This is a genomic window from Pseudomonas sp. SW-3, assembly GCF_016615645.1.
Lineage (GTDB): Bacteria > Pseudomonadota > Gammaproteobacteria > Pseudomonadales > Pseudomonadaceae > Aquipseudomonas > Aquipseudomonas mandelii.
In genome coordinates, this window is sequence record NZ_CP067098.1 from 910,284 (window position 1) to 930,511 (window position 20,228).

General features: G+C 59.2%; 17 protein-coding genes. 13 read left to right on the forward strand and 4 right to left on the reverse strand.

Annotated elements, in window-relative coordinates; translation table 11 throughout:
* The first annotated feature begins 57 nt into the window (after positions 1-57).
* From JIO00_RS03940 to JIO00_RS03960, 5 genes are all read left to right on the forward strand, one after another.
* Positions 58-987, forward strand: a complete 930-nt coding sequence (locus tag JIO00_RS03940) for a YeeE/YedE thiosulfate transporter family protein (RefSeq protein WP_010463686.1) — start codon at positions 58-60, stop codon at positions 985-987.
* A 58-nt stretch (positions 988-1,045) separates the two neighbouring features.
* A complete protein-coding gene (locus JIO00_RS03945; RefSeq protein WP_010463684.1) occupies positions 1,046-1,297 on the forward strand; it encodes a helix-turn-helix domain-containing protein in 252 nt (83 codons plus the stop codon).
* Positions 1,294-2,493 (forward strand): type II toxin-antitoxin system HipA family toxin, encoded by a 1,200-nt coding sequence (locus JIO00_RS03950; RefSeq protein ID WP_010463682.1) that lies wholly within the window; start codon positions 1,294-1,296, stop codon positions 2,491-2,493. Before JIO00_RS03945 ends, JIO00_RS03950 begins: the two co-directional genes overlap by 4 nt.
* 96 nt (positions 2,494-2,589) lie before the next feature.
* A complete protein-coding gene (abiEi, locus tag JIO00_RS03955) occupies positions 2,590-3,159 on the forward strand; it encodes a type IV toxin-antitoxin system AbiEi family antitoxin (protein ID WP_042932396.1) in 570 nt (189 codons plus the stop codon).
* Positions 3,146-4,048, forward strand: coding sequence for a nucleotidyl transferase AbiEii/AbiGii toxin family protein (locus JIO00_RS03960; RefSeq protein WP_083375089.1), 903 nt, complete (start codon positions 3,146-3,148; stop codon positions 4,046-4,048). Before abiEi ends, JIO00_RS03960 begins: the two co-directional genes overlap by 14 nt.
* A 50-nt stretch (positions 4,049-4,098) precedes the next feature.
* Here JIO00_RS03960 and JIO00_RS03965 read toward each other — a convergent pair whose 3' ends face one another.
* The 4 genes from JIO00_RS03965 to JIO00_RS03980 all read right to left on the reverse strand — a co-directional run bounded on the left by JIO00_RS03965 (position 4,099) and on the right by JIO00_RS03980 (position 6,616).
* A complete protein-coding gene (locus JIO00_RS03965; RefSeq protein ID WP_010463676.1) occupies positions 4,099-4,353 on the reverse strand; it encodes a hypothetical protein in 255 nt (84 codons plus the stop codon).
* A gap of 35 nt (positions 4,354-4,388) precedes the next feature.
* Positions 4,389-4,760 carry a DUF6124 family protein gene (locus JIO00_RS03970; protein ID WP_010463674.1) on the reverse strand — a complete coding sequence of 124 codons (372 nt, stop codon included), beginning with the start codon at positions 4,758-4,760 and terminating at the stop codon, positions 4,389-4,391.
* Between the two features lie 391 nt (positions 4,761-5,151).
* Positions 5,152-5,319 carry a hypothetical protein gene (locus JIO00_RS03975; protein WP_172792220.1) on the reverse strand — a complete coding sequence of 56 codons (168 nt, stop codon included), beginning with the start codon at positions 5,317-5,319 and terminating at the stop codon, positions 5,152-5,154.
* 373 nt (positions 5,320-5,692) lie between these two features.
* A complete protein-coding gene (locus JIO00_RS03980) occupies positions 5,693-6,616 on the reverse strand; it encodes a hypothetical protein (RefSeq protein ID WP_172792221.1) in 924 nt (307 codons plus the stop codon).
* Between the two features lie 417 nt (positions 6,617-7,033).
* Here JIO00_RS03980 and JIO00_RS03985 point away from each other — a divergent pair, with 417 nt between their 5' ends.
* The 8 genes from JIO00_RS03985 (at position 7,034) to pelG (ending at position 20,182) form a co-directional block, all read left to right on the forward strand.
* Positions 7,034-7,966: an NAD-dependent epimerase/dehydratase family protein gene (locus tag JIO00_RS03985; protein WP_010463668.1), complete on the forward strand. Its 933-nt coding sequence runs from the start codon at positions 7,034-7,036 to the stop codon at positions 7,964-7,966.
* A gap of 62 nt (positions 7,967-8,028) precedes the next feature.
* Entirely contained in the window at positions 8,029-10,842 is a 2,814-nt protein-coding gene (locus tag JIO00_RS03990) for a bifunctional glycoside hydrolase 114/ polysaccharide deacetylase family protein (protein ID WP_154911909.1), read from the forward strand.
* Entirely contained in the window at positions 10,820-14,413 is a 3,594-nt protein-coding gene (locus JIO00_RS03995; protein ID WP_154911908.1) for a tetratricopeptide repeat protein, read from the forward strand. Before JIO00_RS03990 ends, JIO00_RS03995 begins: the two co-directional genes overlap by 23 nt.
* A 28-nt stretch (positions 14,414-14,441) precedes the next feature.
* Entirely contained in the window at positions 14,442-14,960 is a 519-nt protein-coding gene (locus JIO00_RS04000) for a hypothetical protein (RefSeq protein ID WP_010463662.1), read from the forward strand.
* 5 nt (positions 14,961-14,965) lie between these two features.
* The gene (locus JIO00_RS04005) at positions 14,966-16,333 is read left to right on the forward strand and encodes a PelD GGDEF domain-containing protein (RefSeq protein ID WP_154503019.1); all 1,368 of its coding nucleotides are present in this window, start codon (positions 14,966-14,968) and stop codon (positions 16,331-16,333) included.
* Complete coding sequence (locus tag JIO00_RS04010) at positions 16,311-17,300, forward strand: tetratricopeptide repeat protein (protein WP_010463659.1); 990 nt, start codon at positions 16,311-16,313, stop codon at positions 17,298-17,300. The genes JIO00_RS04005 and JIO00_RS04010 overlap by 23 nt, the downstream gene beginning before the upstream one ends.
* A complete protein-coding gene (gene pelF, locus JIO00_RS04015) occupies positions 17,297-18,811 on the forward strand; it encodes a GT4 family glycosyltransferase PelF (RefSeq protein ID WP_010463656.1) in 1,515 nt (504 codons plus the stop codon). The genes JIO00_RS04010 and pelF overlap by 4 nt, the downstream gene beginning before the upstream one ends.
* On the forward strand, positions 18,812-20,182 hold the full coding sequence (gene pelG, locus JIO00_RS04020) for an exopolysaccharide Pel transporter PelG (RefSeq protein ID WP_010463655.1): 1,371 nt from the start codon (positions 18,812-18,814) through the stop codon (positions 20,180-20,182).
* Positions 20,183-20,228 lie beyond the last annotated feature (46 nt).

A 20,228-nucleotide genomic window follows, 5' to 3' on the forward strand; every position in this document is an offset into this window, starting at 1 on the left:
GGCTAATCTATCCTTCAGAGACCTGTTCGATGTGGCGGCCCGGAAACAAGGAGGCCTGTGCTTTCCCTGCTGATTTCACTGCTGTTGGCCTTCCTTATCGGTTGGGTATCCCAGCGCATGGGCATGTGCCTGGTCAATGCCACCGGGTTGTTGCTCAGACGCCGGCCGACACTGTTTGTGTCGCTCATCTCTTGCGGTCTGTTCGGCCTGTTACTGGCACCGTTTTACCGGCTGTTTGGCATCAGTCAGCCGTTGTTCGTTCCTGACGTCGGCTACGTGTCGCTGGTCGGGGGCGGGTTGCTGTTCGGCATCGCCTCGGTGCTCAACGACGGTTGCAGCGTCGGCACCCTCACCAAACTCGCCAGCGGCAACCTCAGCAAAGCCTTCACGATTGTTGGCTGGGTGGTGGGGATCGTCCTCTGGTATCACCTGAACATGCTGACCGAACACAAAACCCTGCAAATGCCGACGATCTCCAGCCACCAATACTGGCTGACCATCGGCATCGTGCTGATGGCATTACTCTTCCTGATCCGCGTTCACGGCGACAAACACCTGGTGCTGTCCAGCATGCTCCTGGGCGCTTTGACCAGCGCCCTCTACACCTTCGAACCGCTGTGGACCCCGAGCGTGTTCTTTTACGACCTCTCGCAAATGTTCTGGGCCTCGGGCGACGGCTCACTGACCAGCCAGCGCGTCGCGGTGTTCGTCATGCTCATGGTGGGGATGCTCAGCTACACGTTGCATCGACGGACGTTCAGCTATCAGCGGTTTGAATGGCGGGCCGCGGGGAAGCATTTACTGGCGGGGGTGCTGATGGGGATTGGTGCGTCGATGATGCTGGGTGGAAATGATTCGCAGATTTTGCTGGTGTTTCCGACGATGACTTGGGTGGGCGCGGTGCCGTTGGGGGCGATTGTGGTGGGGATATTGGTGGGGATTGGGGTGAGGCGGGTGAGGGGGCGGATTCGTGAGACTAGAAGTTGAGTTGGCTTTAATGTGCCGTATACAATACATTTGTCTTTTAATGTTGCGGTAACGACACATGGATTACGCTCTGCTAATTTCCCGTCTCGGCAACCAAATACGCGAAAAGCGTATGAATCGTGGCCTGACGCAAGCTCAGCTTGCCGAGCTCGCAGGACTGACACGATACAAAATCATTGCCGTAGAGAAGGGGACCCTTTCTGTAGGAATGATCGCCTATGCGCGGATGCTGGCAGCGCTGGATTGCGAATTAGCGGTCATTCCGGCAGCTATGCCGACGCTTGAAGAGCTTGGGGGGCTGTTCGAATGAAAATGACTTCTCTTAAAGTCAGCACGCCAGAGGGAAGCAGCGGCAGCATCCTCACCAGTGCTGAGGATTTCCTGTTTCGCTATGACGAAGATGCATTGCCCCCCATGGCAATCAGTTTGTCGATGCCTGTACGCCCCGACGAGTTTCGCCGCCGAGACCTGCACCCGATTTTCCAGATGAACCTGCCGGAAGGTTATGTCCTGGAACAACTACGTAATCGCCTGGCTAAAACCGTCAACGTCGATCCGATGCTGTTGTTGGCACTGTCTGGTAGCAGTTCGCCAATCGGTCGGGTTCAGGTGCATTCCGAAACGGTCGATTCTTTGCTTGCCGGACAGCAGTTTCCCGGGGAAAGGCTCGATGAGATTCTGACGTGGGACGGTGCCGAAGATATCTTCGCTGACCTGCTCGATCGTTACATCCTGCGGGCGGGCATTTCGGGTGTTCAACCTAAAGTGTTAGTGCCTGAACAGCAGGAAACGGCCTTGCCGCGAGTCACCTCGAAAACCTCGGACTTGATCATCAAAAGTGGTCGAGAGGAGTTTCCAGGCCTGGCGATCAACGAGTTCCTTTGCATGTCCATTGCCAAGGAAGCAGGTATTCCCGTTCCGGAGTTTTTCCTGTCCGATAATGCACAGCTGTTTGTCATGCGGCGCTTTGACCGAGACGATCAGCAAAACCCGATCGGTTTCGAAGACATGGCTGCGTTGATGGGGCTTTCGGCCGATCAGAAATACAGCAAAAGTTACGCGGCAATCGCCAAGGCGGTACGGCTGTTCTGCCCCGCTAAACATCAGCGAACTTCCCTTGATCAACTGTTCGATAGCGTCGCATTGAGCTGCATCGTCGGAAACGGTGATGCTCACTTGAAGAATTTTGGCTTGCTCTACTCGGAACCTACGCAACGCGATGCGTGCCTGGCACCGGCTTACGACATCGTCAACACCACGGCCTATATCCCCGAGGATGTATTGGCGCTGGATCTGGCGGGTAACAAGTCTTTGTTCGCCTCCCGGCAAGGGTTGCTGGAGTTTGCACATACGTGTGAGATCGAACGGCCAAAGGAGCGTATTCAGAACTTGCTTACTGCACTCGAAGTGGTGCTTGAACGTTACCCGCAGCATCGGGAGCGAGCACCTCATGTTGTCAGTGCCATTCAACAAGCGGCTGCGCCATTTGCGCTGACGTTCGGGTAATGCTTGTTTTGGGTTACGGCCGAAAAAAGAATATTGGCTTTTTCAATGACTCAACAGTAAGTTACACAAAGTGAAACCTTCTGTAGAGTCATGGGTATGCATCCACACTCAAAATCCACCCAGCCAATGGGGCGGCTTCTCCGAAAACTGACCCGTCTGGCCAGCGAAGAACGCTACCTGTTCACCCCCGAAGATCTCAGAGGGGTGGTGCCCGATATTTCCGAAGGTGCTTACAAAACCTTGTTGAGCCGCGCAGCTTCGGAAGGTCATCTGGCTCGGGTGTGCAGAGGGCTTTACCTGTTTGAAGCGGCCAAACCGTCTAGCGGATTGGTGCTGTTTCATGCCGCTGCCAGGCTACGTGCCAAGGAGTTCAACTACATCAGCCTTGAAACGGCATTGAGCGATAGCGGCGTTATCTCTCAGATCCCCATCAATTGGATCACGCTGATGTCTTCCGGTCGCAGCAGCACCATTTCATGCGGACGCTGGGGCACCATCGAATTCGTGCACACCCGCCAGAAACCTCAAGATCTGGTTGGCCTGGTTCACTATGACGCGCGTTGCCGCCTATGGCGGGCAACACCGCAACAAGCATTGCGGGACATGAAGGCCGCGAAACGAAACATGGATTTGATCGATTGGAGCGTCGCCAATGAGTTTGTTTGATGAACTGGTAGATGAAGCACTTAAACACAAACAGGATTTGGCGCCATTGCGGGTCGTGGTGGAAAAGGAATTGCTGCACCACGACATCATGCTCGCACTGAGCTCTGCCGGCATGCTCGCCAAACTCACCTTCATCGGTGGAACCTGCTTGCGTGCCTGTTACGGCTCAAACCGCTTGAGCGAGGATCTGGATTTCACTGGTGGCGCTGACTTCAATCGCGAGAGTCTGACTGAGCTTGCTCACGTTCTTGTCTCAACGCTGAAAACCAAATATGGCCTTGAAGTTGAAGTCGGTGAACCTGTTCGTGAGGAGGGGAATGTTGATACCTGGAAGCTGAAGGTTCAGACCCGACCCGGGCGCAAAGACCTTCCGGCGCAACGCATCAACATCGATGTGTGCTCCATTCCGAGTTATCAGCCACAACCCATGTTGCTGCTGAATCCGTATGGCGTCGACATGGGCACGAGTGGCCTTATTTTGCAGGCAGAAACGCGCGAAGAAATCTATGCCGACAAAATTGTGGCTTTTGCTCTGCGCCCTAACCGAATCAAGAACCGGGATCTCTGGGACATGGTCTGGCTACGTCAGCAAGGTGTAACGCCGCAGCTGGATTTGATTGGGAAGAAACTCAGCGATCATCGCTGTGGGCAGGATGAGTTCTTGAAGTTGTTCAAGGAGCGTTCAGAGCAGCTCAATGCAGATCTGAAAGTGGTGCTCGAATTCCGCAAGGAAATGAATCGGTTCCTGCCAGCAGACTTGGTCGCTCAAACCGTCAATGACCCGGCGTTCTGGACGTTTTTGGTCGGACATATACGTGAATTGTATGTGACGACGGAGAAGGCGTTGGCCGGAATTGATAGCGCTCAGGGGTTTGGTTTCAAGATGTAAAGTCCAGTAGTCATAAACAATGGGCGATCTCAGGGAGATCGCCCATTTTTTTATGCCGAAACTTGAGCCTGCAATCGACGGCCGACCACATCCATCAAATCGCAACCATCGCGCAGCGAAGTCACCAACACCCGCGCCAGTTCACTGTGAACCCCCTCGTTCACAGCAAAACTCTCCAGCAATTGAGTTGCCGTGCGAATTCGGTAAGCCGCAGTTTCGTGCAATACGTCCAGCGGTGCTTCGGTGTCGATCAGCAGCGACGCGATGGTGCAGTCGATGCCGGTGACAGGCATGTATCGATCCATGACAAAACCTCCATTTAGTAAAAGAGCGCGACCACTCAGTGATGGCGGGCGGACGAAACTTCCGACACACCATTGGGTGGATCGAGGTTGTCCAGCGCTCGGTTTACCAACAGTTCACCCAGCACCGCCAACTGCTGAATCGCCAGTGCCACGTTACGGCGCGAGCCTTCGAGGTCGCAGGCCAGGTCGGTGGTCATGACGTTGAGTGAGGCGAGGGTTTCGCAGGCGTGAGCGAGCAGGGTTGGCGTGTCGACGGCGGGGAGGAGGGTGAAAACGTGACTGATGGGATCGGGGTGATTTGGGTTGCGGAGGCGGGCACTGATGGTTCGTTCGGTGGCTTTGGAAAGATCCGATAAGTCGGGCGACTCTTTTGCCGAGTCCGGCGGGTTGGGGCTGTGTTTTTTCATGGTGCATCTCCGGTTTGTAAAAGGAGCTGCCATGCCCCTGCTGTCAAACAGGGAAGGGTGGCAGCCGTACGCAGGTTGACAGACCGGCAAACCAGAAAGCCGGTGCATCCGAAGATGCCCCACGCACAGCCGCCATGAAAAAACTGCACACGTGCAAGGATGCCGTTTTATCAGGAAGAGTGAAAGTTTCTGGTTGTCAGCCTGTCAAAGCCGATCGCTGATTTGCAGCGACACCTGAAGGCTATCGATGCAGAACCGCTTCCGCCAGTTCATGAAAGCCGATACGAGTTGCGGGAAGTTTCCTAGGACGGACTACACGCCTCTCAGGCCCGCGTTCATACAAACAAAAAAAGCCCGGCGCTTGGCCGGGCTTCGTTATCAGAACCGTGAGTTAACCTCGTTTGGCTTCAGCTTCCATCATCACGAGGTTTTGCTGCTTGGTAGCCTCCGTCAGCACTTCACTGTAGACACGCTTTTTCTGCTCCGACTTGGCGTTACGAATAAAGTCGGCAAAGGGGCTCTTGGTGCCCTTAGTAAAACCTAGCTTGATCGATATCATGAATGTGCTCCTGATCCTAACCCGAGCTGAGCCATTAAATCGGCTCGCGTGTGTCGCTCAGGGATATGGTAGTCAATTTTATCGACCCCAGCTTTGTAGAGACGTCCCGAATTGTCGATGTGCTTGAGCAGCAAATCCACGTGAACGTTTCCGCCGTACTCTAGCTAAGAGCATTTACCACGTCACGTGCGGCGAAATATTGATCGACGGCTAAGCAAAATGTCAGGGGGAACAGAAAACGACGACGAATCTGTTTGGACGAAAGAATAACGATTTGCTTGCAAAGCTCCAGTTCATGGCAATCGCCAAAACTTGAAGGAAATCTCCTAGGACCGTATACCGACGTTGTGCAGGCTCTCCAGTTACCGAATGCTCAATACACGATAACTTCACCCCTCCGCAAAACCCACCCAGCCTCCCCAGCCATCAACCGATACCGAACCTCGCGCATCTTCCCCGTCCTCCCGGCCCCGGCGTCCGCACTCTCATAAACCGGAAACCGCCGCACCAGCACATTTTCCACCACCGCAAACTCATCCTCGCCCTGATAGCCCTCGGCTGCCTCGACGTCCTCACTGACCGGCGGAAGATAAATCTCGCTGAGCGATTTTTTGCGATTCGCCGAGTAGGCGACGAGTTCACCCGGCAATCCGCGTCCCGGTGATCGGGCAAAGACGTAAAGCTCTGGCGAGCCATCCCGATCAAGGTCCGCCACCTCGGCCCGGACGACGTTTCCCGTCAATGGCCGTGTGAAGTCTGAATTATCGGTTTCCAGCCCTTGAGGTGAAATACGCAGCACACGGTGGTCATCGATCCCCTCCGTCGTCACATGAAACCGGATGCCCTGTAATTCAAGCGTCTGGTCAAACGGTCGAGTGCTGTCCGAGGCATCAGCGGGGCTGAGGTTCAATGAAAGGTTGTAGTTCGCCACCTCATTGCGCCGTGCGGCGTTGCGCATGAGGTACACCTGAACCGTGTACTCACCATCGGCGGGTAACGGCCCCATGAAATGGTTGCCCATGATCGAGCCGTTAAACAGCGCGTAGTCCGCGCCTTTGGCGGTGATGTTGAAGTAGGCAGATGTATTGGAAGGCTTGAGGTCGACGGTCAGTATTTGGCCCGCCTTTGCACTCACTCGGTATTGCGCGGTGAGCGGGCCCTGGATCGACTGGTTGAACTCGACAGCGTCGGCGCCTTTTTCGAAAGTGACTCGTTCGACTCGTGGCGTAACTTTAGTGGCCGCTTGTGCAGACAGGGAAATAATGGCCGCAAGCGCGGCGGCAAGCCAGATGTTCATGTTTGATTTCCTGCAAGCGCGACAGCGCTCAATAGCCCGACCCAAATTGATTACAGCTCATCTGATCATATCGTGTGCTTGAAATGATGCGCCCAAAGCTTCACCCAAGCGTGCCGGTCTGATTCGCGAAGCTGAGCTGAAGCGTCGATGATGAGGAGGGCTTGAAGCCTGGCGTGAGTTCCGGTTCAGACGGAGTTTGCGGGTCAGAAGTGGCAATTGTATGACGGCCTGTAACTGATAACTGCCGTCAAATAAGTGACGATTTTGGGGGCGAATTACCGCTCGGCGATAAATTAGACAAAGTATTGACAGTGCCAATCTGATCTCCCATTATCGGCCGCGTTTTGATGGCCTTGCGCCACAAAGTTGGCGGACTTCAACCACTCGTATCCGCTCTAATGTTCAGGGAGAGATTTCATGTTTGTTGAGCGAATACTGGTGACTGGCGGTGCCGGTTTTATTGGGTCGCACCTCGTAGAAGCCTTGCTGGGCAAGGGCTACAAGGTTCGCGTGCTGGATAATTTGTCGACTGGAAAAGTCAGCAATCTGCCGATGGACAATGCCAATCTGAACCTGGTCATCGGTGATGTCGCGGACGGCGCCGTAGTGGCACAAGCCATGCGCGATTGCGGTGCTGTCGTTCACCTGGCCGCAGTGGCCTCGGTGCAAGCGTCGGTGGATGATCCGGTCAGCACCCATCAAAGCAACTTCGTCGGCACCCTCAACGTGTGCGAAAGCATGGTGAAGGCCGGGATCAAGCGCGTGGTATTCGCGTCCAGCGCCGCTATCTACGGCAACAACGGCGAAGGCACGGCGATTCACGAAGACACGCCAAAATCCCCGCTAACGCCGTATGCCAGCGACAAACTGGCCAGCGAGCAATACCTCGATTTCTATCGCCGCGAACATGGTCTGGAACCGATGATCTTTCGGTTCTTCAACATCTTCGGCCCACGCCAGGATCCGTCATCGCCGTACTCCGGCGTGATCAGCATCTTTACCAAGCTGGCCTTGGCCGAGCAGTCGGTGGCGATTTTCGGCGACGGTTCGCAGACCCGCGACTTCGTCTATGTCCAGGACCTGGTGAGCATTCTCGTGCAGTCCCTGGAAGTCAGTGAACCGAGCCCCGGCGCGGTGAACGTTGGCCTGAGTCGTTCCACCAGCCTCAACGATCTGATCGCCGAATTGGGCACCGTCACCGGCAGCCCGTTGAAGGTGATTCATCACGCGCCACGTCAAGGCGACATTCGCCATTCGCGCGCCAACAACAGTCGCCTGCTGGAGCGTTTCAAGCTCCCGGAACCGACCGCCATCGGCAAGGGGCTGTCGCAGCTTATTCGCAGCCTGTAACCCGGCCGGTTCCACTGTCCGACATCCAAGCAGTATCGGTTCAGTCCATTCAAGAGTGAGTTATGGAAATCGTTTTTCGCAGGACGCGTGTCCGCGCGGCCGCTAAACGGCTGCTCGCCGCTTTAGCGTTGTTCGTGAGTGGGCCCGCTGTTCAGGCCGCAGCATTGCCGCAACCCGCCAGCGTGGTTTTCTGGTACGCCGATCAACCACCCATTTCCGAGTTGGCTCAGTTCGACTGGTCAGTGGTCGAGCCGGGGCATCTGACCGCGGGCGACGTCAAAACACTGCGCAAGTTGGGCAGCCAACCGTTCGCCTACCTGTCGGTGGGCGAGTTCCATGGTGGCAAGGCCGAGCTCGAAAAGGCATCCCTCACGGGAGCGGTCAGCCCGGTGCGCAACGGCGCGTGGGACAGCCAGGTCATGGACCTCGCGGCACCTGCCTGGCGTGAACATTTGTTCGGCCGAGCCAAGGCGTTGCAGGCTGAAGGCTACGCCGGGTTGTTCCTCGATACCCTCGACAGCTTCCAGTTGCTGCCGGAGTCGGCACGAGAAACTCAGCGTGTGGCACTCGCCGGTTTCCTGCGGGAATTGCATCAGCGTCAGCCAAACCTGAAGCTGTTTTTCAACCGTGGCTTCGAAGTGCTGCCCGACCTCGATGGCGTGGCCGCCGCCGTGGCGATCGAATCGATTCATGCCGGTTGGGACGCTTCCGCCAAGCGTTATCGCCCGGTACCGGAAGCCGACCGCGAATGGCTGGAAACCCAGATCCAGCCGTTGCGCGCCAAAGGTATTCCGCTGGTAGCGATTGACTATCTGCCGCCGGAGCGCCGCGATGAAGCGCGCAAACTGGCCAAGCGTCTGCGCGATGAGGGCTTCATTCCCTATATCGGCACGCCTGAACTGGACTCGATGGGCATCAGCAGCATCGAAATCCAGCCGCGCCGAATCGCGCTGCTTTACGACCCGCGCGAAGGCGATCTGGTGCGCAACGCCGGGCACACCTTGCTCGGCGGTTTGCTCGAATACCTCGGCTACCGGGTCGATTACCTGCCGGTCGACGGCTCGCTGCCGGAGCACCGTTTCAGCGGTTTGTACGCCGGGATCGTGACCTGGATGACCAGCGGCCCGCCGCAGGACGCATCGGCTTTCAATAGCTGGATCGGCAAACGTCTGGACGAACAGGTCCCAGTGGTGTTCTTTTCCGGCCTGCCGATTCAAGACCCGCTGCTGCTCAAGCGCCTGGGCCTGAACCGCTCGGCGCCGATCGGTACTCAGGCCTTGACCATCAGCTATCAGGACAAGGCGCTGATCGGCGCTTTCGAAGCGCCGGTGCAGCCCCGGTCCCGTGACCTGACCGCAATCTCCCTGCTGCCCAAAGGCCCGAAAGCTGCGTTGTTGCTGACCGCTGCCGACGGCCAGACATTTGCTCCGGTGGCGACGGCCGAGTGGGGCGGTGTTGCCCTTGCGCCGTACATTCTCGAAACGAATAACGAGCGCAGCCGCTGGATTCTCGATCCGTTCGCTTTCCTCCAGGCCAGCTTGCGCCTGCCGGTTCAGCCACGCCCCGACACCACCACCGAAAACGGCCGCCGCATCGCCACCGTGCACATCGACGGCGATGGTTTTCCGTCGCGCGCTGAAGTGCGCGGCACGCCGTATGCCGGCAAGCAGGTGCTCGACGATTTCATCCGGCCCAACCCGTTCCTGACTTCGGTGTCGATCGTCGAAGGCGAGATTTCACCGCGCGGCATGTTCCCGTTCCTGGCGCGCGAACTGGAACCCATTGCCCGTGAGTTGTTTGCCAACCCGAAAGTCGAAGTCGCCACCCACACCTTCAGCCATCCGTTTTTCATGCAGCCGGAAGTGGCGCAGAAACGTGAGAACTTCAACCCGGAATACGGCTTGAAGATGGCCATTCCGGGCTACGACAAAATCGATTTCCGCCGCGAGATTTTTGGCTCGCGCGACTACATCAACCAGCAGCTCACCACCCCGGAAAAACCGGTGAAGCTGGTCTTCTGGCCGGGCGATGCCTTGCCCTCGGCAGCGACCTTGAAACTGGCCTACGACGCGGGCCTGAAAAACGTCAACGGCGCCGAGACCATGCTGACCAAGGCCAACCCGTCGCTGACCGGCCTCAATCCATTGCTGCGTCCCACCGAAGGCGGCCTGCAGTACTACGCGCCGATCATCAACGAGAACCTCTACACCAACCTGTGGAAGGGGCCGTATTACGGTTTCCGCGATGTGATCGACACCTTCGAACTCACCGACAGCCCACGGCGCTTGCGCGGCCTGCACCTGTATTACCACTTCTATTCGAGCACCAAGCAGGCCTCGATCAAGGCGATGAACGAGATCTACGGCTACATGAAGGACCAGCAACCGATGTCGCTGTGGATGAGCGACTACCTCGATCGTGTGCACGGTTTGTATCAGGCCAGTCTGGCGCGCACCGCCGAGGGTGACTGGCAGGTTCGCGGCATGGACGCGCTGCGCACCCTTCGACTCGACCCGCAAATGGGCTGGCCGGACCTGCTGCGTTCGCAAGGCGTTGCCGGTGTTCGTGACTTGCCGCAAGGCCGGTATGTGGCGTTGAGCAGTGATCAGGCGTTGCTGGTGTTGCGTCCCGACCGGGATGAACGGCCGGCGCTGGAGGAGGCCAACCTGCCGTTGGTGGACTGGAAATATGTGGATGAAAAACACGTGAGCTTTTCGTTTGCCGGTCAAGTGGACCTGAGCTTCTCCGTGCGCTCGGCGAGCAGTTGCCGGGTGGAAGTGGACGGGCAAACTTTTGCAGGCAAGGCATCCGCCGGTCTGTGGACTTTTCAATTACCAATGAAGCAGGTGAGTCATGGTCAGCTCTACTGCATCTAACGCCTCAGCAACTAAAAGCCGCCGCCTGCTCAATCCCTGGGCATTGGCGGTGGTGGCTGTGGCCGTGGGCGGCCTGTTGTGGCTGACGTTCCAGCGCGAAGAAGTGTTCCAGCCGGACGGCCGTGAGCCCGATGCGGTCTCGGCCAATTACGCCGAATTGCTGCTGGCCGCGCACCCGGATGACGATCACCTGCGCTTGCAGCTGGTCGATCTGCTGATCCGTCTCGGCGACTACCCGAAAGCGCGCCTGCACCTTGAGAACTGGCCGAAACCGGTCGTTGAATTGCAGGCCTATTACCGGCTGGAACTCGATGCATTGGAAGCGGCGAAAGCCGATGATCCGATCGCGCAGAAAGCCTTGATCGAACGCCTGCAAAGCTTCGATCACCGCCTGTTGCCGCTGCCGCAATTGCACAACCTGGCCAAGCTGGCGCTGACGCTACAAGCGCCGGCGTTTGCTGCCAGCGTCTACGAAGAAATTGCTGATCGCGACCCGGCCCAGCGCATCGCTTCGCTCAAGTCCGCCGCGCAGTGGTACCTGGCCGGTGAGCAACCTGGTCGCGCCGCCGACATTTATCTGCTGCTCAAACAGGACAGCCAACAAGCATCCGAGCGTCGCGAATACGCGCAACTGGCGTTCAACAGTCTGTTGGCCGCCGGTCGCGGTGAACAGGCCGCGCGCGTACTGGCCGATGAACTGGATCAGCTCAAGGATCCGCAAACCGATTCGCCGTGGCTGGAGCAGGGCGTCGACGTTGCCGTTAGCAGCAAGCGCTTTGATCTGGCGCAGCGCTTTCTGGATCAGTGGCGCGTGTTGCAGCCGGACAACCCACAAATCCTGCGCAAGGAATTCAGCATGCGCCTGGCCCTCGGCGATTTGGCCGGTGCGTGGGACAGTGGTCAGCAGCTGGTGGCTGAGCACCCGGATGACTTGGCATTGCTCGAGCAAATGGGGCATCTGGGCGAATGGCGTGGCGACAGTCAGGCCGCCCTCGGCTACTGGATTCGCCTGCTCAAGCTGCACGAAGACCCGCAAACCCGTGAACACGCCTGGCGTCTGGCGAGTCAGCAGTTCGACTTTGACCATGCGATTCCCTTGCTCGCCGAGATCATGGAGCAACGTGCGCTGACCGACGTCGAACTCGATGCGCTGATCTACGCTCACGAATCGCGCGGCACACCGGCCCAGGCCGAAGCCTGGTTGCACGCCTACTTGCGCAAGTACCCGGCGCATCGCCTGGCCTGGACACGCCTGCTGCAGAACCTGGAAAACACCGGGCAGTTCGCACAGAAAACCGAGGTCTATCAGCGCTACTCGAAACGCTTCGCGCTGACGACGACCGAGCGCATCGACTGGGCCAATACCGACCTTAAGCTGTTTGATAATCAGGCGGCGTGGGAGGTATTGCAGGTTGATAACCGCAAGATCACCGATGAGGGTTACTGGCGCTTGCGTGCTGCGCTGGCGTGGGATCTGGAGCTCGATGACGAGCTGCAGTTTTCCCTGGAGAAACTCCTCGCGCTCAAGGGTTCGCTGAACAGTGGCGACGAGAGTCAGCTGATCACGATGTACCGCACCAGCGATCCGAAGCGGGCGCTGACCATGATGGTCGGCAGCTGGAAGCGCACTCGGGATCCGCAGCGTCTGGTTGAATCCTTGCAGCAAGCCCAGGAATTGCAGGACTGGCCGCAAGTGGTCGCGCTGCTCAAAGACGCCGAGCAATACCCGGACGCCAACGAGCAAGCACAAGTGCTGGCGATTCGCGGTGCCTTGGCGGTGCAGCAGGGAAATATCGACGAGGCGCAGCGTTTGTACCTGTTGGGGCTGTCGCGTTTCCCGGATGACAACCTGTTCCGCGAGCGCCTGATGTGGCTGTACGTTGATCAAGGCAACACCGCCGCGCTTAAGCCTTTGCTGACGGAATGGAAACCCCAGGCGCGTCAGGACCGAATCCTCTGGCTGCCGTTCGCCAGTGCCAGCCAGATGCTCGGTCGCGATACCGAAGCGTTGGCCTGGTATCGGATGTACCTCAAGACCAGTCCGCAGGATTGGCTGGTGCGTGCGGCCTACGCCGATGCTTTGGAAAGCGCCGGTTATCAGGACGCGGCCCAACGGTTGCGCCTGAAGCTGCTGCGCAGCCCCGAAGGCGAAAACATTCAGCCATCGTCCCAGCGTTATGCGATCTGGTTGCGCTTGATGGCCAGCAGTTATTCGCCGGCCAAGGCACAGCAGGAGGTGGCGAAGTGGAAAGACGGCTCGCCGGCCATGCTGCAATTGTGGTTCGAGCGGTTGCTGGCGCGTCTCGACGCGACGAACCAGGAATCGCAGAAAGACCAGTGGCTGGAGTGGGCGCGCAGCCAAGGCTTGAAGGTTCAGCGTTACGAAGAAATCCAGCAAGCCTTGCGCAGCCGCAACAAGGCGCAAGTCGAAACGCTATTGGCCAGTAGCGACCTCAACCCGGCGCAACGCGCCCAGGCCTTGAGTCGTCTCGGCCGCTTCGACGAAGCTCTAGACCTCAGCCAGTCCGCGCTGGGTGACGATCAACCGGCTGCCGTGCGCGAGCAGTTGCGCCGTCAGGCTGCCGAGTTGCAGGAATTGACGCCGCAGGGCGCGCAGCTGTCCTGGCATCAACAGGATTTCGGTGGCCTGGAATTCAACACCCCGCGCCTGCAAATCGCGCACAACCTTGGCGCTCAGTGGTACGCCAATCTTGAGTTGGAGAATGGCACCTACAACAGCGATCAGCTGATCGAATCGCGCATGGGCGATGAGCGCAACGCTGCGCTGACCCTGCAACGTTCGGTGGAAGACGGCGGCTACAAACTGTTCGCCGACACCAGCCAGCGCAAGGACGACGACCGCACTGGCCTGGGCCTGTCCCGGACCTGGCAGTTGAGCGCCAGCGACCAGATCGAGACCGGTCTGGACTGGCACCGCAAAAGCGAAGACAGCGGCCTGATGCGCGCTTTCGGCCAGCACGACAGTGTGTGGGTCGGCGGTCGTCACGGGTTCTCGGCGCGGGATCAGATCAGCTGGGAAGTGGCACAGAAATCGTTCTCGACTCGTGCGGGCGATTCCTTGGGCAACGGCCAGGCGCTGAAGATGGAATACAACCACACGCTGGAATTCGCCGGACCTAACTGGACCGTGCGCAGCGGTGTCGATTATCAGCACAACAACGTCAAGGACCGCACGCTGGAGTACCTGTCCAGCGCCAACGACGGTCCGGTGAAAAGCGTTGATGACTCGGACGATCCCGCGATCGTGACGGCCAACGATCTGCTGCAAAGCCGTTACGGCCAACTGTATGTCGGTAGCTCATGGCGTCGCGGCTTGCCGGGCGCCCTGGTGCGTACTCGCCCGCAATACACCTGGCTGGTGGACGTGACGGCGGGCTGGCAATGGCTGGATCAAACCTTCAACTACGGCATCAACACCGGGATCGGCGTCGAGGTGCTGGGCGGTGACGAATTGGCCCTCACCGTTGGCTACCAATCCGCGCCACAAGGCGGGGACGGTCAGGCGGGCGGAACACTGGGTGTGAGCTACGGCGTGCGATTCGGACGCTGATCATGAAATGTTTACGGGAGAAAAACTGATGCAAGCAATTCGTAATCTGAGCCTGGCTCTGGCAGTCCTGTTCGTCGCCGGTTGCGCCAGCTTCACCGGCGACACCAGCCCGAACTTTGCGCGTACTGCGAAGTGGGGCACCGTGCCGATGATCAACTACTCGCAAACCCCGCAAGCCGGCGAGCGTGCCGAGCAGATCCTGCTCAGCGTGCTCAGCAGCCACGGTCTGCAACCACGGGTTTACCCGGTCAGTACGCAGGGCGAACAAGCGCTGATGGACGACAACGAACGCTTGGCCGGCGCCCTCGATTGGGCACGTGATCAGAAGCTTGATTACGTGGTCGCTGGCAGCGTCGAAGAGTGGCAGTACAAGAACGGTCTGGACGGCGAACCGGCAGTGGGCATCAGCCTGCGCGTGCTCGAGGCCAGCAGCGGTCGTGTGCTCTGGAGCAAGAGCGGCGCGCGTGCGGGCTGGTCCCGTGAAAGCCTCGCCGGCACCGCGCAAACGGTGCTCGACACACTTGTTGGCGCCCTTCGGTTCGAGTGAATGCAATGAATTCTCCTCACATGGATTACAGCCTCGCGCCGCGTGCCAGCGGCCCGGTGTCTTGGCTGGAAACGCTGTTGGTCACCGGCGCGGCGATTGGCCTGGGCTTATGGCTGACCCCGCAAGACCCGTTGCAAATGCACGCCGGTTTTCCCTGGCCTGTGCTGGCGCCGCTGCTGTTGGGTGTGCGCTACGGTTTCGTGCGCGGCTTGCTCAGCGCCAGTCTGCTGGTGATGGCGTTGTTCGCCCTGCGCTACAGTGGGCATGAAGCCTACGCCCAGCTTGATCCGTCATTCATTGTTGGCGTGCTGGTCAGCGGCATGCTGGTGGGCGAGGTTCGCGATCTGTGGGAACGGCGCTTGCAGCGTCTGCAGATGGCCAACGATTACCGCCAGTATCGACTCGACGAATTCACCCGCGCGCACCAGATTTTGCGGGTCTCCCACGACCTGCTGGAGCAGCGCGTGGCGGGCAGCGATCAAAGCTTGCGCAGTTCGTTGCTGGGCTTGCGCGACAAACTGCGGGTGATGCCGGACGAAGGCGATGCACTGGCCGCGCTGGCCGACCCGATCGTGGCCATGCTCGGTCAGTACGGTGCGCTGCGCGTGGCCGGGCTGTATCGCGTCGATGAACGCGAAGAGAACGTGTTGCCCGAAGCCTTGGCGACCATCGGCGTCATGGGGCCGTTGGGCACCGAAGACGGTCTGGTCAAGCTGTGCCTGGAACGTGGTGAGCTGGTCAGCGTGCGTCAGGAACTGATTGATGCCGGCAGCTCGGCGCAATTCTCGTCATTGCAGGCCTGCATTCCGCTGATCGATGCCGAAGGTCGTTTGCTGGCGATTCTGGCGGTGCGGCAGATGCCGTTCTTCGCGTTCCAGGATCGCACGCTGAGCCTGTTGGCGTTGCTCGCCGGGCACATCGCCGACCTGCTGCGCCGCGACCCGCAAGTGCTGCAACTGGCCGACGCCGATGCGCAGCAGTTCACGCTGCAACTCAAGCGTTCGTTGGTGGATGTCGAGCAGCACAAACTGGCGGCCGGCCTTTTTGCCTTCGAATTGACCCGCCCCAACGATGAGCTGTCGCGCCTGTTCGAGCGCAGCCAGCGTGGCCTCGACCTGCAATTGCCGCTGCGTAATAACCGCGATCATCAGCTGTTGCTGGTGCTGTTGCCGTTGACCAGTCCGCAAGGCACCGAAGGTTATCTGGCGCGGATGAACCTGATGCTGCACGAGCACTTTGGCATTGAAAGCAGCCTCGACAGCCTCGGCGTGCGCGTGTTGCCGTTCAACCTGGAGCCTGGCTGTGAACGCAACGGGCTGCGTAATTTCCTGTTCAACGAGTGTGGCCTGAATGATCAGCAAGTGGCTGTTTAGCGGAGCCTTGTTGTTAGAGGCGGGCAGTTGGGCCAGCTTGTGGCTCACCGCGCCCGAGTTGCAACAATTGCTGGTGTTCACCCTCAGCCACGGCCTGGCGTGCGTGATGTTGTGCGCGGCCGTGTGGCTGTTGCTGCCGGCGCGCTACCGTTCGCCGCTGCCGTGGAGCCCGCTGTTTATCTTCAGCCTGGCGTTCTTCGTGCCGGTGCTCGGCGCGGTCGGCGTGGTGGCGGCGATCTTCCCGGCGCTGTACCTGCCGCGCAAACGCGACAAGCAAGCGTGGCAAGCGGTGGGCATTCCGAAGCTGCCGTTCCGCGCGCAATTGCAACTGCACTCGCCGATCTTTGCCGATGGCGGTTTGCAGGACGTGTTGCGCCATGCCCCGGATCCGGATCAGCGTCTGGCCGCCCTCTTGGCGACTCGGCGCATGCCCGGCAAAGAAGCGGTGCCGATTCTCAAGCTGGCCCTCGGTGACCCGAGTGACGATGTGCGGCTGCTGGCGTATTCGATGCTCGACAAGCAGGAAAGCGACATCAACCTGCACATCCAGATCGCGCTCGGCGAACTGGTCAACGCCAACGCCAAAACGGCGGGTGCGCTGCACGGCAGGCTGGCGCGCTGGTATTGGGAGCTGGCGTATCTGGGCCTGGCGCAAGGCAGCGTGCTTGATCACGTGCTGACCCAGGCCAGCGAACATGCCGAGCAAGGCTTGAAAGCGGGCGAGGGCGGTGAGCTGTTCCTGCTGGCCGGGCGCATCGCGCTGGAGCGTGGCGATGTCGAGCGTGCCGAAGTGCTGCTGAGTCAGGCTCAAGAGAACGGCATGGGCGCGGCGCAGGTGCTGCCGTTTCGCGCCGAGCTGGCGTTCGAGGCCGGTCGTTACCACGAAATTCCCGGTTTGCTCGCCCGTCTTCCCGAGGAAACCCGTCAGCGGCCGCCGTTCGCCGCATTGGTCAGGAGCTGGACATGAGTCACAAGGAACAGGCACCGGTTGCCGACATCTGTCTGCTGCTCGAAGGCACCTGGCCTTACGTGCGTGGCGGCGTTTCCAGCTGGATTCACCAGATGATCCTCGGCCTGCCGGAACTGACCTTTTCGGTGATGTTCATCGGCGGCCAGCGTCAGGCCTATCCGACCCGGCGCTACGAAATACCGGCCAACGTGCTGCATATCGAAGAAGTGTTCCTCGAAGATGCGACCCATCCGACCAACACGCACGTAGAGCCGCGCGAGGCTGACCCGCAGCAGTTGCAGGATTTGTATCGCTTCCTGCATCACCCGGATGCGCCAGACCCGGCCCTGGGTGAACGCTTGCTCGACTGCATCGCCCAGGGCCACATGACCCTCGACGACGTGCTGCGCAGCCGCGCCAGTTGGGAGTCGCTGAGCGAAGGCTATCGCCAGCATTGCGCCGATCCGTCCTTCGTCAATTATTTCTGGACCTTGCGCGCGATGCAGTCGCCGTTGCTGATGCTCGCCGAAGCCGCGCAACGGATGCCGAAGGCGCGGGTGCTGCATTCGATTTCCACCGGGTACGCGGGCTTTCTGGGTTGCATCCTCAAGCAGCGTTGGAATTGCACCTACTTGCTCAGCGAACACGGGATCTACACCAAGGAACGCAAGATCGACCTGGCCCAGGCCAGCTGGATCGCCGAGAGTTCCGGCCAGGCGCTGAACCGCAGCCTCGATGCCGGCTCGGGTTACATCCGAACCTTGTGGGTGCGTTTCTTCGAGCGCATTGGTCAACTGACCTACAACAGCGCCGACAACATCATCGCGCTCTACGACGGCAACCGTCAGCGCCAGATCAAGGACGGCGCCCTCGCGACCCGCACCCAGGTCATTCCGAATGGCATCGACCTGCCGATGTGGACCGCAGCGCTGGAATCCCGCGCTCACGGCATTGCGCCTGTGGTCGGTTTGATCGGCCGTGTGGTGCCGATCAAGGACGTGAAAACCTATCTGCGTGCGATGCGCGGCGTGATCAGCGCGATGCCGCAAGCCGAGGGTTGGATTGTCGGCCCGGAAGAGGAAGACCCGGAATACGTCAGCGAATGCCGCAGCCTGATGGCCAGCCTGGGTCTGGAAGGCAAGGTGCATTTCCTCGGCTTCCAGCGCATTCAGGACATCCTGCCCAAACTCGGCCTGATGGTGCTGACCTCGATCAGTGAAGCGCAGCCGCTGGTGATCCTCGAAGCCTGGGCCGCCGGTACGCCGGTGGTCAGCAGCGACGTGGGTTCGTGCCGCGAGTTGATCGAAGGCGGCAGTGCCGAAGACCGTGACCTCGGACACGCCGGCAAAGTGGTGGCGATTGCCGACCCACAAGCCACGTGCGCCGCGATCCTTGAACTGTTGCGCAGCCCGCGACGCTGGCAGGCCGCCCAGGCCAGCGGCTTGTTGCGGGTAAATCGTTATTACACCGAAGCCTTGATGCTGCAGCGTTACCGCGACCTGTATCAAGCCGCCATGGAGAACAGCTAAATGGCCGGTATTGGCTTTGAACTGCGAAAAATCCTTTCGCGTGATTCCTACACGGCGACCTTGCACGCCTACGTCTACGCCGGGCTGATCAGCTCCGGGCCGTGGGTGTTGTCGATCATCAGTGTCATGCTGGTGGGCATCATCAGCATCGGCCTGTTGCTGCCGAACATGCTGGTCGGGCAGTTCCTGGTGACGGTGACGTACCTGATGGCCACTTCGTTGATCCTGACGGGCGGCTTGCAGCTGTTCTTCACGCGCTTCGTCTCCGACCGTTTGTTCGAGCACAAGTACGATCAGATCCTGCCCAACCTCTTGGGGGTGTTGTTGCTGGTCACCCTAGGCGCCGGGTTGTTGGGGATCGTCGTGTTGGGCTTGTTGTTCGATGAACCGCTGATTTACCGCGTACTGGTGTTGGCGAACTTCGTGGTGCTGTGCAACTTGTGGCTGGTGATCATCTTCCTCTCGGGGATGAAGGCCTATAACCGCATTCTGCTGGTGATGCTGGTGGGTTACACGCTGATGGTCGCGAGCGCCTACCTGTTGAGCTTTTTGCAGATGCCGGGCTTGCTGCTGGCGCTGTTGATCGGGCACAGCACGCTGCTGTTCCTGTTCCTCTACGACATCCTGCGCGAGTACCGCGCCGAGAAACTGATCGCCTTCGATTTCCTCGATCGTCGCAACGTGTTCCTCAGCTTGCTGGCCACCGGTTTCTTCTACAACCTGGGGATCTGGATCGACAAATTCCTGTTCTGGTTCAACCCCGGCACCTCCAACGAAATCGTTGGCCCGCTACGCGCTTCGATCCTCTACGACTTGCCGATCTTCCTCGCGTATCTGGCGATCATCCCCGGCATGGCGGTGTTTCTGGTGCGCATCGAGACCGACTTTGCCGAGTGGTACGACCGTCTGTTCCGGGCGATCCGCGAAGGTGAAACCCTGCAACACATCGGGCAACTGAAAACCGAGATGACCTTGTCGATCCGCCAGGGCCTGCTGGAAATCTGCAAGGTGCAGGGGCTGACGGCGGTGCTGTTGTTCCTGTTCGCGCCGCGTCTGCTGGAATGGCTGGGTATCTCCAGTTATTACCTGCCGCTGTTCTACATCGACCTGATCGGCGTGAGCATCCAGGTGGTGTTCATGGCGTTGCTCAACGTGTTCTTCTACCTCGACAAGCGCACCGTGGTGCTGGAGCTGTGCGTGCTGTTTGCGGTGTTGAACGCGATGCTGACGTTGTTCAGCATGTACCTGGGGCCAAGCTTCTTCGGGTATGGGTTTACGCTGTCGTTGCTGATTTGTGTATTGCTGGGTTTGCATAGGCTTTCGACGGCGCTGGAAGATCTGGAGTACGACACTTTCATGCTGTCTCGCTGACGTTACGGTTCAGGCAAAAAAGGCACTGGCGATCATCGCCAGTGCC